General features: G+C 67.1%; 19 protein-coding genes. 13 read left to right on the top strand and 6 right to left on the bottom strand.

Going from position 1 to position 12,950, the window contains the following annotated elements:
* Window positions 1–90: 90 nt before the first annotated feature.
* The 12 genes from AC07OH_RS13865 (at window position 91) to AC07OH_RS13920 (ending at window position 8,475) form a co-directional block, all read left to right on the top strand.
* Window positions 91–426 carry an FmdB family zinc ribbon protein gene (locus AC07OH_RS13865; protein ID WP_489059747.1) on the top strand — a complete coding sequence of 112 codons (336 nt, stop codon included), beginning with the start codon at window positions 91–93 and terminating at the stop codon, window positions 424–426.
* A 14-nt stretch (window positions 427–440) separates the two neighbouring features.
* Window positions 441–1,073, top strand: coding sequence for a DUF502 domain-containing protein (locus AC07OH_RS13870; protein WP_492677282.1), 633 nt, complete (start codon window positions 441–443; stop codon window positions 1,071–1,073).
* A 37-nt stretch (window positions 1,074–1,110) separates the two neighbouring features.
* Window positions 1,111–2,919: an aspartate--tRNA ligase gene (gene aspS, locus AC07OH_RS13875; RefSeq protein WP_099792286.1), complete on the top strand. Its 1,809-nt coding sequence runs from the start codon at window positions 1,111–1,113 to the stop codon at window positions 2,917–2,919.
* Between the two features lie 67 nt (window positions 2,920–2,986).
* Entirely contained in the window at window positions 2,987–3,256 is a 270-nt protein-coding gene (locus AC07OH_RS13880) for a type II toxin-antitoxin system prevent-host-death family antitoxin (RefSeq protein WP_307584105.1), read from the top strand.
* A gap of 6 nt (window positions 3,257–3,262) precedes the next feature.
* Window positions 3,263–3,580, top strand: a complete 318-nt coding sequence (locus tag AC07OH_RS13885) for a CcdB family protein (protein WP_495301066.1) — start codon at window positions 3,263–3,265, stop codon at window positions 3,578–3,580.
* Window positions 3,581–3,588: 8 nt separating this feature from the next.
* Complete coding sequence (gene nudB / locus AC07OH_RS13890) at window positions 3,589–4,050, top strand: dihydroneopterin triphosphate diphosphatase (protein WP_495301067.1); 462 nt, start codon at window positions 3,589–3,591, stop codon at window positions 4,048–4,050.
* On the top strand, window positions 4,047–4,814 hold the full coding sequence (locus AC07OH_RS13895; protein ID WP_495301068.1) for an endonuclease/exonuclease/phosphatase family protein: 768 nt from the start codon (window positions 4,047–4,049) through the stop codon (window positions 4,812–4,814). Before nudB ends, AC07OH_RS13895 begins: the two co-directional genes overlap by 4 nt.
* Before the next feature lie 139 nt (window positions 4,815–4,953).
* Window positions 4,954–5,685 carry a GTP cyclohydrolase I gene (gene folE / locus AC07OH_RS13900; protein WP_099792275.1) on the top strand — a complete coding sequence of 244 codons (732 nt, stop codon included), beginning with the start codon at window positions 4,954–4,956 and terminating at the stop codon, window positions 5,683–5,685.
* Window positions 5,686–5,688: 3 nt separating this feature from the next.
* Window positions 5,689–6,111, top strand: coding sequence for a BLUF domain-containing protein (locus tag AC07OH_RS13905; RefSeq protein WP_489059734.1), 423 nt, complete (start codon window positions 5,689–5,691; stop codon window positions 6,109–6,111).
* A gap of 16 nt (window positions 6,112–6,127) precedes the next feature.
* Window positions 6,128–7,009, top strand: coding sequence for a DMT family transporter (locus AC07OH_RS13910; RefSeq protein WP_095743930.1), 882 nt, complete (start codon window positions 6,128–6,130; stop codon window positions 7,007–7,009).
* A gap of 13 nt (window positions 7,010–7,022) precedes the next feature.
* Entirely contained in the window at window positions 7,023–7,844 is an 822-nt protein-coding gene (locus AC07OH_RS13915) for a DUF429 domain-containing protein (RefSeq protein WP_495301069.1), read from the top strand.
* A gap of 136 nt (window positions 7,845–7,980) precedes the next feature.
* Window positions 7,981–8,475 carry a BON domain-containing protein gene (locus AC07OH_RS13920; RefSeq protein WP_489059730.1) on the top strand — a complete coding sequence of 165 codons (495 nt, stop codon included), beginning with the start codon at window positions 7,981–7,983 and terminating at the stop codon, window positions 8,473–8,475.
* An 80-nt stretch (window positions 8,476–8,555) separates the two neighbouring features.
* On the opposite strand, the gene AC07OH_RS13925 is transcribed toward AC07OH_RS13920, so the two are convergent.
* The 5 genes from AC07OH_RS13925 to AC07OH_RS13945 form a co-directional block, all read right to left on the bottom strand.
* Window positions 8,556–9,068 carry a hypothetical protein gene (locus AC07OH_RS13925; protein ID WP_495301070.1) on the bottom strand — a complete coding sequence of 171 codons (513 nt, stop codon included), beginning with the start codon at window positions 9,066–9,068 and terminating at the stop codon, window positions 8,556–8,558.
* Window positions 9,055–9,438: a hypothetical protein gene (locus AC07OH_RS13930; protein ID WP_369644474.1), complete on the bottom strand. Its 384-nt coding sequence runs from the start codon at window positions 9,436–9,438 to the stop codon at window positions 9,055–9,057. Before AC07OH_RS13930 ends, AC07OH_RS13925 begins: the two co-directional genes overlap by 14 nt.
* A gap of 47 nt (window positions 9,439–9,485) precedes the next feature.
* The gene (locus AC07OH_RS13935) at window positions 9,486–9,860 is read right to left on the bottom strand and encodes a hypothetical protein (RefSeq protein WP_099792261.1); all 375 of its coding nucleotides are present in this window, start codon (window positions 9,858–9,860) and stop codon (window positions 9,486–9,488) included.
* A 54-nt stretch (window positions 9,861–9,914) separates the two neighbouring features.
* Window positions 9,915–10,079: a DUF1328 domain-containing protein gene (locus AC07OH_RS13940; RefSeq protein WP_070063586.1), complete on the bottom strand. Its 165-nt coding sequence runs from the start codon at window positions 10,077–10,079 to the stop codon at window positions 9,915–9,917.
* Window positions 10,080–10,279: 200 nt separating this feature from the next.
* Complete coding sequence (locus tag AC07OH_RS13945; RefSeq protein ID WP_489059727.1) at window positions 10,280–11,635, bottom strand: CHASE3 domain-containing protein; 1,356 nt, start codon at window positions 11,633–11,635, stop codon at window positions 10,280–10,282.
* A 130-nt stretch (window positions 11,636–11,765) separates the two neighbouring features.
* On the opposite strand from AC07OH_RS13945, the gene AC07OH_RS13950 reads away from it, so the two are divergent.
* The gene (locus tag AC07OH_RS13950; protein WP_007837167.1) at window positions 11,766–12,398 is read left to right on the top strand and encodes a response regulator; all 633 of its coding nucleotides are present in this window, start codon (window positions 11,766–11,768) and stop codon (window positions 12,396–12,398) included.
* Window positions 12,399–12,453: 55 nt separating this feature from the next.
* On the opposite strand, the gene AC07OH_RS13955 is transcribed toward AC07OH_RS13950, so the two are convergent.
* Window positions 12,454–12,858, bottom strand: coding sequence for a response regulator (locus AC07OH_RS13955; RefSeq protein ID WP_495301071.1), 405 nt, complete (start codon window positions 12,856–12,858; stop codon window positions 12,454–12,456).
* Between the last annotated feature and the right edge of the window lie 92 nt (window positions 12,859–12,950).

Genomic DNA, 12,950 nt, shown 5'->3' on the forward strand with positions numbered 1-12,950 from the left:
GCCCTTGCGGGCGGGGGCGCCCCTATAATCGAGGGCTTTGCGAGCGGCTCGCTGCGAGTTGCTACGCCCCCCATTCCCACCCGATTTTCCATGCCCATTTACGCCTACAAGTGCAGTTCCTGCGGCTTTGCCAAGGACGTTCTGCAGAAGATGTCGGACACGCCGCTCTCGGTGTGCCCGGAATGCGGTGCGAGCGCATTTGAAAAGCAGGTCACCGCCGCCGGCTTCCAGCTCAAGGGCTCGGGCTGGTACGTGACCGACTTCCGCGAGGGCGGCGGCAAGAAGTCCGAGCCCGCCACGGCGCCCGCTGCTTCCGGCGACGGTGCCAAGTCGGCCGATGCGTCTTCTTCGTCCTCCGCCTCCAGCCCCGCACCGGCGCCCGCGCCGGCCCCTGCTGCACCGGCTGCCGCCAAGAGCGGCGACTGACGGAACCCTCTCCCATGTCCGCCCTGCGCAAATGGCTGCTGTCCGGCTTGCTGGTGATCGTGCCGCTGGTCATCACGCTCGGCGTGCTGAACTGGATCATCGGCACGCTCGACCAGACGCTGTGGCTGCTCCCCGAGCAGTGGCAAACCTGGCTCAGCGACCACAAGGTGCGCGGCCTGGGCGTGCTGCTCACGCTGGCGATCCTGCTGGTGGTGGGCGCCACGGCCAGCAACTTCGTCGGCAAGCGCCTGCTCGGCTGGGGCGACGCCGTGGTGCGCCGCATCCCGGTGGTGCGCTCGATCTATTCGAGCGTCAAGCAGGTGTCGGACACGCTGTTCTCCGAGAACGGCAATGCCTTTCGCACCGCGGTGCTGATCCAGTGGCCGCGCGAAAACGTGTGGACCATCGCCTTCGTCACCGGCGCGCCCGGCAATGAAGTCGCCGAGCACCTGGGCGAGGGCGAGTTCCTCAGCGTCTACGTGCCGACCACGCCCAACCCCACGGGCGGCTACTTCGTGATGCTCAAGCGCAGCGACTGCATCGAACTCCAGATGAGCGTGGACGAAGCGCTCAAGTACATCGTCTCGATGGGGGTGGTCGTTCCAGGCGGCCCCACCACGGTGGCGGTGAAGCCATCCAACTCATAAAAACGAACGCGCCACGACGGCGCCGGAAGTCATCTCTATGGCCATGCGTACTCACTATTGCGGTCTTGTGACCGAAGCCCTGTTGGGCCAGACCGTCACCCTGTGCGGGTGGGTCAACCGTCGCCGCGACCACGGCGGCGTGATCTTCATCGACGTGCGCGACCGCGAAGGCTACGTGCAGGTGGTGTGCGACCCCGACCGCGCCTCGACCTTCGCCGTGGCCGAGAACCTGCGCAACGAGTTCTGCGTGCAGATCACCGGCCTCGTGCGCTCGCGTCCCGAAGGCACGACCAACGACAGCCTCAAGAGCGGCAAGATCGAAGTGCTGTGCCACGAACTGAAGGTGCTGAACCCGTCGGTCACGCCCCCGTTCCTGCTGGACGACGACAACCTGTCGGAAACCACCCGCCTCACGCACCGCGTGCTCGACCTGCGCCGTCCGGCCATGCAGCGCAACATGATGCTGCGCTACAAGGTGACGATGGAAACGCGCAAGTTCCTCGACGCCAACGGTTTCATCGACATCGAGACGCCGATGCTCGGCAAGTCCACGCCCGAAGGCGCGCGCGACTACCTCGTGCCCAGCCGCGTGCACGACGGCAGCTTCTTCGCGCTGCCGCAGTCGCCCCAGCTGTTCAAGCAGCTGCTGATGGTGGCCGGCTACGACCGCTACTACCAGATCGTGAAGTGCTTCCGCGACGAAGACCTGCGGGCCGACCGCCAGCCTGAATTCACGCAGATCGACATCGAAACCTCGTTCCTCGCCGAAGAAGAGATCCGCGAGATGTTCGAAGGCATGGTCCGCACCATGTTCCGCAACGCCGCGGACATCGACCTGCCGGTGTTCCCGACCATGAGCTACGCCGACGCGATGTTCAAGTACGGCTCGGACAAGCCCGACCTGCGCGTGAAGCTCGAATTCACCGAACTCACCGAGCTGATGAAGCGCGTCGAGTTCAAGGTGTTCTCGAACGCCGCCACCATGACCGGCGGCCGTGTCGTTGCACTGCGCGTGCCCGGCGGCGGTGCCGAGGGCGGCCTGTCGCGCGGTGAAATCGACGCGTACCAGGAGTTCGTGAAGATCTACGGTGCCAAGGGCCTGGCCTACATCAAGGTCAACGACGCAGCCGCCGGCCGCGAAGGCCTGCAAAGCCCGATCGTCAAGAACCTGGACGACGCCACGCTGGCCGAAATCATCGCCCGCACGGGTGCCCGCAACGGCGACATCCTGTTCTTCGGTGCCGACAAGGAAAAGGTCGTCAACGACGCCATCGGCGCGCTGCGCGTGAAGATCGGCCACAGCGCCTTCGGCAAGAAGGCCGGCCTCTTCGAAGACCGCTGGGCCCCGCTGTGGGTGGTCGACTTCCCGATGTTCGAGTTCGACGAGGAAGGCCAGCGCTGGAGCGCCGTGCACCATCCGTTCACCGCACCGAAGGACGGCCATGAAGACCTCATGGACACCGCGCCCGAGAAGTGCATTGCCAAGGCCTACGACATGGTGCTCAACGGCATCGAGATGGGCGGCGGTTCGGTGCGTATCCACCGCGAGGAAGTGCAGAGCAAGGTGTTCCGCGCGCTGAAGATCAGCGCCGAAGACGCGCAGCTCAAGTTCGGCTTCCTGCTGGACGCGCTGCAGTACGGCGCCCCGCCGCACGGCGGCATCGCCATCGGCCTGGACCGTTTGGTCATGCTCATGACCGGCGCCGAGTCGATCCGCGACGTGATCGCCTTCCCCAAGACCCAGCGCGCGCAAGACCTGCTGACGCAGGCGCCGAGCCCGGTCGACGAGAAGCAGCTGCGCGAACTGCACATCAAGCTGCGCAACACGCCGCAAGCCGCGGCCTGAGGTCGGCGGCCGGTTGGCGAGGGCAGGGTGATTGGCTAAAATGGCTAATCACTCTCCGGAGCCAGCCATGCAGATCACTGCCACCGAAGCCAAGAACCGATTCGGCTACTACCTCAGCCAGGCCGAGCGCGAACCGGTGCATGTGATGAAGAACGACCGCGTGGCGGTCGTTCTTGTTTCTGCGGCGCGTTTTGCGGAGCTCGAGGCGCTGGAGAAGCAGAAGTCGATGGCGCAGCGCAAGCGCGAGTTCAACGAGGAATACAAGGACTGGATTGCTGCGCAGAACGAGCTGGTCGAGACGCACGGTGTCTTCGGCGAAAACTTTCGCCCCTGGTAGGCACCTGTGGCGCAATTCGACATCTACGCCAATCCTGACAAGGCCCAGCGCACCGCATTCCCGTGGTGCGTCGACATGCAAAGCGACCTGTTCGGCGTGTTGCCGACGCGCTTGGTTATGCCGCTGACCACCCGGAAGTACCTGCCGGCCAAGGCGCCGCGCCGGCTGTGTCCGCCCGTCCAATGGGACGGCGAGACTTTCTTTGCGTTGCCTCAGATGACCTCGCCTTTCCGGGTGAAGGATCTGGGCGCTGCGAAAGGCAATGTGCGCATCGCGTCGAATGACCTGGTGGCTGCGCTCGACGCGGTCATCAGCGGCGTCTGAACACCGCTGTGAAGCCTTTCAAGATCCCCGAATCGGTGCTGGTCGTGATCCACACGCCGGCCCTCGACGTGCTGCTGATCCGTCGCGCCGACGCCCACGAGTTCTGGCAATCGGTCACCGGTAGCAAGGACGCCCTCGACGAGCCGCTCGCGCTCACAGCCGCCCGTGAAGTCGCCGAGGAAACCGGCATCCAGTGCGGCGAGGGCACGCTGCTGGCGTCGCAACTGGTCGATTGGCAGCTGCGCAACATCTACGAGATCTACCCCGGCTGGCGCGCGCGCTACGAACCCGGCGTCACCCACAACACCGAGCACCTGTTCGGCCTGTGCGTGCCCGAGCGCCTGACGCCCGTGCTCGCCGCGCGCGAGCACACCGATTGGCAATGGCTGCCGTACCGGGAGGCGGCCGACGCCTGCTTTTCCCCGTCGAACGCCGAAGCCATTCTGTTGCTGCCAGAATTTGCCCGATGAACCCACCGGCAGCCGCAGCAGCAACGCACAACCTCCGGGTCGCGACCTACAACATCCACAAGGGTGTGCAGGGGATCGGGCCGGCGCGGCGGCTTGAAATCCACAACCTGGGCCACGCCATCGAGCAGCTCGATGCCGACATCGTCTGCCTGCAGGAAGTGCGCAAGATGAACCGCCAGGCCGCCGCCCGCTTTCCGCGCTGGCCCGAGCTGCCGCAGGCCGACTTTCTTGCGCCCGAGGGCTACACGGCCGTCTACGAGACCAATGCCGTCACGCGCCACGGCGAGCACGGCAATGCGCTGCTCACGCGCTGGCCGGTGATCCGCACCAGCCACCAGGACATCTCCGACCATCGCTTCGAGCAGCGCGGCCTGCTGCACGCGGTGATCGAGGTGGAGGGCCGCCCGATCCACGCCATCGTGGTGCACCTGGGGCTCATCAAGGGCAGCCGCGTGCGGCAGGTGGCCCGGCTGCGCGAGTTCATCGAGCGCGAGGTGCCGGCCGACGAGGCCGTGGTGGTGGCCGGCGATTTCAACGACTGGGGCGCCCGCATGCGCTACGCCATGAACGCCATGGGCCTGCGCGACACCAGCGACCTGCGCGGCCCGCGCACGCTCACGTATCCGTCGCGGCTGCCGGTGGCGCAGCTTGATTTCGTCTATGGCCGCCAGCTCGAGCCGCTGGCCTGCTCGGTGCCGCGCGGCCCGATCTGGGCCCGCATGTCCGATCACCTTCCGCTGGTCGCCGACTTCGCGCTGGCCTGAGCCCGCCCCCAGGCTTCGCGCACTGCGTGTCGCTTCTCCAACCCCCTGCCGGGGGCGACACCAGCGGCCCGGCCAAGCCGGTTCCGCGGTGTTTCCCCTCTGGCGGTGCTGAAAAAGCGTTCACTGATACCATCTGCGGATGCTGAGGAAAACCGACGTCGAACCGCTTCCCGATCGAAAAGACGATGACGAGGGCACCCCCGTCTCCGTCAAGATCCGCGAGCGACTGAATGCAGCGCGCAAGCGTTTCAACGCCAACGACAACATCGCCGAGTTCATCCAGCCCGGCGAGCTGGAGTCCTTGCTCGACGAGGTCGAGGTCAAGATGAAGGGCGTGCTCGAGAGCCTGGTCATCGACGTCGAGAACGACCACAACACCGACAACACCGCGCGCCGCGTGGCCAAGATGTACCTCAACGAGGTGTTCCGTGGCCGCTACGTGCCGCCGCCGCCGCTCACCGAGTTCCCCAACGCCGAGCACCTGAACGAGCTGATGATCGTCGGCCCGATCACCGTGCGCAGCGCCTGCTCGCACCACTTCTGCCCGATCATCGGCAAGCTCTGGATCGGCGTGATGCCCAACGAGCACACCAACGTGATCGGCCTGTCGAAGTACGCGCGCCTGGCCGAATGGGTCATGGGCCGTCCGCAGATCCAGGAAGAAGCCGTGGTGCAGCTGGCCGACCTGATCCAGGAAAAGACGCAGCCCGACGGCCTCGCGCTGGTCATGGAAGCCGAGCATTTCTGCATGGCCTGGCGCGGCGTGAAGGAAATGGACAGCAAGATGATCAACTCCGTCATGCGCGGCGTGTTCCTCAAGGATCCGAGCCTGCGTCGCGAATTCCTTTCCCTCCTGCCCAGAAAGAGCTGAGCCATGCTGGTCCGACTTCTCTACGCCAGCCGCGCCGTCGATACCAGCCCCGAGGCCATCGAGGCGATCCTCGCGAAATCGCGCACGCACAACCCGGCCTGCGGCATCACCGGCATCCTCTGCTACGGCGCTGGCACCTTCCTGCAGGCGATCGAGGGTGGGCGCGAGGCCATCAGCGACCTCTACGGCCACATCCAGCGCGATGCGCGCCACAAGGACGTGGTGCTGCTGCACTACGAAGAAATTTCCGAGCGCCGCTTCGGCGGCTGGACGATGGGGCAGGTCAACCTGTCGAAGCTCAACGCCTCGACGCTGCTCAAGTACTCCGAGAAGCCGGAGCTTGACCCCTACAAGGTCTCGGGCAAGGTCTCGCTCGCGTTGCTCGAAGAACTGATGGCCACGGCAGCCATCGTCGGCCGCCACTGATCCCGGTTCGACCGGGGTGCCCCTTTCCGCTTTCGCACTGATCCTGCTGGCTGGCGTCATCCACGCCAGCTGGAACATCGCCGCCAAGAAGGCGAACGGCGATTCGCGCTTCGCGTTCCAGAGCGGCGTGTTCATGGCCGTGGTGTGGGCGCCCGTGGGCATCACGCTCGGCTGGAGCGTGGTGCCGACCTGGGGCACGAAGGAGTGGGCCTTCATCGTGCTGAGCGGCGTGCTGCACGTCTTCTACTACGTCGTGCTGCTGCGCGGCTACCGCAAGTCGGACCTCACGGTGGTTTATCCGCTGGCGCGCGGCTCGGGGCCGCTGCTCTCGTCGCTGGTCGCGATCCTGTTCCTCGGCGAGAAGATCAGCCTCGTCGGCGTGGCCGGCATCTTCGGCGTGGTGCTCGGCGTGTTCCTGGTAGCAGGCGGCCCGCGCCTCTTTCACAAGAAGCACGACCCGGTGCAGCGTGAGCGTGTGCAGAAGGGCATGCGCTACGGCGTGCTGACCGGTGCCTTCATCGCGGCCTACACGGTCACCGACAGCTACGCCGTCAAGTTCCTTGCGATGTCGCCGATCCTGCTCGACTACATGAGCAACTTCGTGCGCCTCGTGCTGCTGCTGCCCGCTGCGCTGCAGGACCGCGCGACCACCGTGCGCATGTGGCGTGAGCAGTGGAAGTACGCGCTGCTGGTGGCGGCGATCAGCCCCGTCTCGTACGTGCTGGTGCTGTACGCGGTGCAGCAGGCACCCATCTCGCACGTCGCGCCGGCGCGCGAGGTGTCGATGCTGTTCGCGGCGCTGATCGGCGGGCACCTGCTGCGCGAAGGCGATCGCATGCTGCGGCTGCTGGGCGCGCTGTTCATCGCGGCCGGTGTGATCGCGCTCGCCCTGGGTTGACCGAAGGCGGGCGATGCTCTTCGGCTGCGATTTCTCGAGCGCACCGACGGCCCGCAAACCCATCGTCGTGGCCGTCGGTGAGAGGGCCGACACGCACAGGGTCGTTCTCACGGGTCTGCAGCGCTTCTCTGCGCTGGAGGCATGGGGCGACTGGCTGCGTGACACGCCCGGCTGGGTCGGTGGCTTCGACTTTCCCTTCGGCCTGCCGCGCGAGCTGGTGGAGCACCTGCAATGGCCGACAGCGTGGAATGCGCTGATCGCCCACTACGCCGCCCTGAGCCGCGCCGAGATTCGCGACACCTTCGCCGCCTTCTGCGCGGCGCGCCCGGTCGGCGGCAAGTTCGCGCACCGTGCGACCGACGCGCCGGCCGGCTCGAGCCCGTCGATGAAATGGGTGAACCCGCCGGTGGCCTACATGCTGCACGCCGGCGTGCCGCGCCTGCTCGCAGCGGGCGCCACGTTGCCGGGCCTGCACACGGGCATGCACAGGGACCGCATCGCGCTGGAGGCCTACCCGGGCCTGCTGGCGCGCGAACTCATCGGCCGGCGCAGCTACAAGAGTGACGACCTCGCGCGGCAGTCGCCCGAGCGCGAGGTCGCACGTGCCGACCTGCTGGCCGCGCTCGAAGCCGGGCAGACACGGCTCGGCCTGCGGCTCGAACTCACGGCCGCGCAGCGCGACGGGCTGCGCGCCGATGCCAAGGGCGATGAACTCGACGCCGTGCTGTGCCTGCTGCAGGCCGCGTGGGCCCGGCAGCGCGCCGACAGCCCCGGTCCTGGCTACGGATTGCCGGGGGACATGGACCCGCTCGAAGGCTGGATCGTCAGCGCCTGAGCGGCTCGCCGTCGCTTGCTTGTCCTACAGCGCTTCGGGCCTGCGGCGACACCCGCAGGCGGGCGGCGGGCGCTAGATTGATTGACGTGGACCAAGCCGGTCCATGCATTCATTCCGACCGCAGGAGGATTTCCGCATGACAACATCGAACCGTTCCCTCGCTTCCTTTGCCGCCTCGCGCACCTGGCTCGCCGTGCTCGCAGCCGGCGCCGCCTTGACCCTGGCCGCCTGCGACAAGCCGGGCAACCAGACGGCCGGCGAGAAGCTCGACAGCGCGGTCGCCAAGACCGAGCAGGCGGCCTCCGATGCCAAGGCCAAGACCGAACAGGCTGCAGCCGATGCGAAGACCGGCATGGCCGGCGCCGCGGCCGATGTGAAGGAAGCGACCAAGGAAGCCACCGCCGCCGTGACCGCCACGGTCGACGACGCTGCGATCACCGCCTCGGTCTCGGCCGGCCTGGCCAAGGACCCGGACCTGAGCGCGATCAAGATCGACGTCGACACCAAGGGCGGCGCCGTGAGCCTCAAGGGCCCGGCCCCGACGGCTGCTGCCAAGTCGCGCGCCGAGGAGATCGCCAAGGCCGTGCAGGGCGTGAAGTCGGTGGACAACCAGCTTGAAGTGAAGGGCTGATCGGTCCTTCCGCCAGAAACAGAAAAGCCCTCTTCGCGAGGGCTTTTTCTTGGGTGCGCAAAGAGCGCGCGGGCGTGATGTCAGGGCGGGTCCTGGCGCGGCGGTCGCGCAGGCTTCTGCATCAGCGTGTTGACCAGGTCGGCCACGTCGGAGGTCTTGAGCACCGCCGCGATCACGGCCGTGGCCGAGATCAGCCGCCAGGGTCGCACGAGCACCAGCAGCGAGCCCGTGGCGGCCGCGGCGGCGATGAGCTTGACGGGCTCGGTGCGGGCGTAGTGTTCGAGCAGGGGGCGGGCCAGCTGGCCGGCTGCGTGCGCGGGATGGCGGCGCCACCAGCGCTGCACCACGCCGCGCGCCATCGCGCTCCAGACGTTGTGGCGGCGCCCCGGCGAGGCGGGTGGCGCATCGCCGGCGTCGGTGTGTGCGTATTCGAGATCGTCGTCGGCGTCGCCGGCGGCAAAGGCGCGGTGGGGCGCCGGTGCGTCGGGTTCGCCGCCGTTCAGTTGCCGCACGAGCGCGCGGCGCGAAATGGCCAGTCGCTGCTGCGGGGTCAGCTGCGATGCGGCAGGGCGGCGGGGATCATGGCTGCTCATGGCGGGCTCCGGCGGCGTGCAGCGCGTCGAGGTCCGCGGCCAGCTGGGCGCGCAGATCGTCGAAGCCGTAGTTCGGACTCGGGCGGGTGGCGATCCAGGTGCAGATCGCCGCGATGATCACCGCCACGGCAGGCACGGCCACCAGCACCCAGTGGAAGCTGCCGTGCAGCACACCGAGCAGCACGGCCACGCCGATCAGCCCGAGCGCCAACACGGCGGTGGCCACGGCCAGGACGCCCGCGACCAGTCGGGCGACGAGGCCGCGCCCCGCCACGGCACTCTCCTGCCGGGCAAGGGCCGCGTAGTTGGCGATGTGATCGGCAATGAGCTCCGGGTGCCCGAGCACCGTCGAGAAGATCGGATGAAGCATGTGCGAGGGGGGCGGGCGGGTCGGTTGGTCAGTGGCGTTTCCGCGGATCAGTAGTCGTCGCGGCTGCGGCGGCTGGCCAGCACGATCAATGCCGTGATGGCGGCGCCGGCAGCAGCGGCCAGCAGCACGGAGCGCACGGGCTGGTCGGAGATGTAGCGGCCCGTCACGTCGGCGGCCTGTTCGATGCGGCGGTGCGCGCGGGCGCCGGTGGTCGAGGCGGCGTCAAGGCCGCGCTGCACGGCCTGCTGCACGCGTGCGGCCAACTGCTCGACACCCGGTTCGGCGTCGCGGCGCAGTTCGCGGACCTTTTCGCCCGCCGCATTCACCGCGTTCTGAGCGTAGGCGCGGGTGGTTTCTGCCGCTTCCTGGGCGGTCTGGCGCACGTCGTCGGCGAGTTGCGAAGGGGTCTTGGTCGTGTTCATGGGAGAGTCCTTTCCGGGAAGATGAAATGCGGGAGCCTGTGGATCGTAACTACGCTACTTGCGTCGTAGCAAGCCGGCCAGGAAGCTGGCGATGGCGAGCACGGCAAAGATGATGAAAAGGACCTTGGCGATCCCCACCGCGCTGGCGGCAATGCCGCCGAAGCCGAACACGGCGGCGATGAGTGCGATGACCAGAAATACCACGGCGTAGTGCAGCATGCGGAACTCCTTCGAGGCTTCCCTCTTTGTGGTTTGAAACCGTGCATCCGGCGCATCGCTGAAGACACGGCCCGGTGCCGGATGACACAGGACCCACCTTAAGGGCAGGGCCGCATCAGCCCTGTCAGCGACCGGGGCGGGGGAGCGTAGGAGGCGACCGAGTCGCCGAAGGCCGTGGCGTGAAGAAATGCCGCGGCCCCTCAGGCCGAGGCCGCGCGTGGCGCGGTGGTGTCGGGGCTCGCCGGCTTCACCACCGGCAGCATCGCGGTGAGCCGCGTGCCCTGTCCGGGCGTGGAGGTGATGGTGAGCTTGCCGCGCGCCGCCTCGACCCGGTGGCGCATGCCCGCCAGGCCGTGCGTCGACGGGCGCACGCGTTGTGCATCGAAGCCCTTGCCGTTGTCGGTCACTTCCACGATCACGTGGTTGGCGTAGTTCTTCAGCACGATGGTGGCTTCGGTGGCCTCGGCGTACTTGCCGATGTTGGTCAGGCTCTCCTGCACCATGCGGTAGATCGTGAGCTGGCGCGACTCGTCCATGGTCACGGGCTCCAGCGCCATCTCGATCGCCAGCCCCGAGCGTTCCCCGAACTCGCGCCCCAGGATTTCCAGCGAGGCGACCAGCCCGAGGTTGGAGAGCGACGAAGGCCGCAGGTCCTCGATGATGCGGCGCTTGAGTGCGATGCCGCTGTTGAGCAGCTCGGTCAGATGCTGCAGCCGCTGGATCGCGTCGGGCGCGTCGGCCAGCCGCGACTTCAGCCGCGCCACGTCGAGCTTGGCGGCGGTGAGCAGCGAGCCCAGCTCGTCGTGCAGCTCGCGCGCGAGGTAGCCACGCTCGGTCTCGCGCACGTCCTGCAGGTGGGTGGCGAGCTCGGCCAGCGAGGCGGTGCGCTCGCGCACCTCGTCTTCGAGCGCATTGCGTTCGCGCTGCAGCACCTCCTGCTGGCGTTCGCCCACGGAGCGCAGCGCGTGCGTCTGGCGCAGGTACAGGAAGAAGGCGATCAGCGCGGCCAGTGCCACGATGCCGGTGCCGATGCGCGCCAGCTGCAGCGACTTCATCACCTGCAGCTGGCTGGCGTGCAGTGTCTGGTTGCTGGCCTTCACCAGCTCGCTGGCGGTGGCGCGGATGGCCTCCATCTCCTCGCGCCCGACGTCGGTGGTCATGACGAACTTCCAGGCGTCCTCGTTGCCTTCGTGGCGCAGGCGCACGCTCATGTCCATCTCGGCCACCTTGCGCAGCACGTGCTTGGACAGCTCGGTCAGCTGGGTTCGCTCGGCCGGGCGTTCGGCATACAGTTGGCGCAGGGTCGCGAGGTGGCCGTCCACCTGCTTGACCGCGACGTCGTAGGGCTGGCGGTAGGCGGCTTCGCCCGTGAGCAGGAAGCCGCGCTGGCCGGTTTCGGCGTCCAGCATGTTCTGCAGGATCTGGTTGAGCGTGCCGCGAATCTGCTGCGCCTCGTCGATGTCCGCCAGGGCCCGGCTCGATTGCCTGTACCCTGCCTCGTTGATGCCCACGAGGGCCAGCGCAGCCAGCGCCGCGAGCAGCAGGCTGACGGCCATTTTGGGAGGGGCTAACCAGTGCATGTCACCTTTAAGGTCGCATTCAATGCAACTTCGTGAATAATTGATAACAATCAGGGACCGGCATGCTGCGGCTTCCAAGTCCGCAGCACAACGACGAAAGTAACAGATGATCAAAATTGGAATTGTGGACGACCACGCCATCGTGCGATCGGGCCTCCGGCAGTTCTTCTCCGAGCACGTGGACCTGCGCGTGGCGGGCGAGGCAGCGAGCGGCCGTGAAGCCATCGAGCTGGTCCGCACCACCGAACTGGACGTGCTGGTGATGGATCTCTCCATGCCGGGACAAAGCGGTATCGATGCCCTCGCCATGATCCGCGCCAAGGCGCCGGACGTGGGCATCCTGATCCTCAGTGGCTACCCCGAGGAGCACTACGCGATGAACCTGATCCGTCAGGGCGCGAGCGGCTACCTCAACAAGGAATGCGATCCGATCGAGATCGTGAACGCCATCCGCACCATTTCGCTGGGCCGGCGCTACATCACGCCCGCCGTGGCCGAACTGCTGGCCCGCCAGCTCGACCGCAAGGACGACGCCGCGCCGCACGAGCAGCTCTCGGAGCGCGAGTTCCAGGTGTTCCTGAAGCTGGCCAAGGGCGAGACCGCCGGCGACATCGCCAAGACGCTGTCGCTGTCGGTGAAGACGGTGAGCACCTACCGCACGCGGCTGATGGAGAAGATGAATCTCTCGTCCAACAGCGACCTGACCTACTACGCGCTGAAGAACAAGCTCATCGATTGAGCGTGTTCCCGCAGGGCGGCCGGCGGCCGGGGCGCGTCCCCGCGCTGGCCTGCGCTCAGTTCGCATCGGGCGCGGCATGCATGGCTCCGGCCTGCGCCAGGCAGAAGTCGACCAGCGCGTCGATCTCGTTGGATTTGTCGAACACCGCATCGACCCCGAACTCGGCGCAGCGGCGCCGGATGTCGGGCGTCGCATAGTTGCTGAGCACCACCACTTTCTGGCCGGGCTTGCGCGACTGGCAGGCCTGCAGGATGCCCAGGCCACTTCCTTGCTTGAGAAAGAGATCGACGATGGCCAGGTGCCATTCATCGGCATGGCCGTGCAGCCATTCGCGCGCATGCTGCTCGGTCTCGGCAAAGCCGACGACCGTCGCGCAGGCGAGCTCCTCCAGAGTGCCGATGAGGTTTTCACGGATCGTGGGGTTGTCTTCGACAACGTAGGTCTGCAATCTGGAATCCATGCCGAGCCGCTTCCTCCGAGGTGGGCAGGTGCTCGTGTCCTGAAGCGTCCCGCGAAGGGGAGCGTCTGCCCGTGCACACATTGAGGCCTCCC

The sequence above is a fragment of the Variovorax sp. GW821-FHT10C12 genome (genome assembly GCF_059415405.1).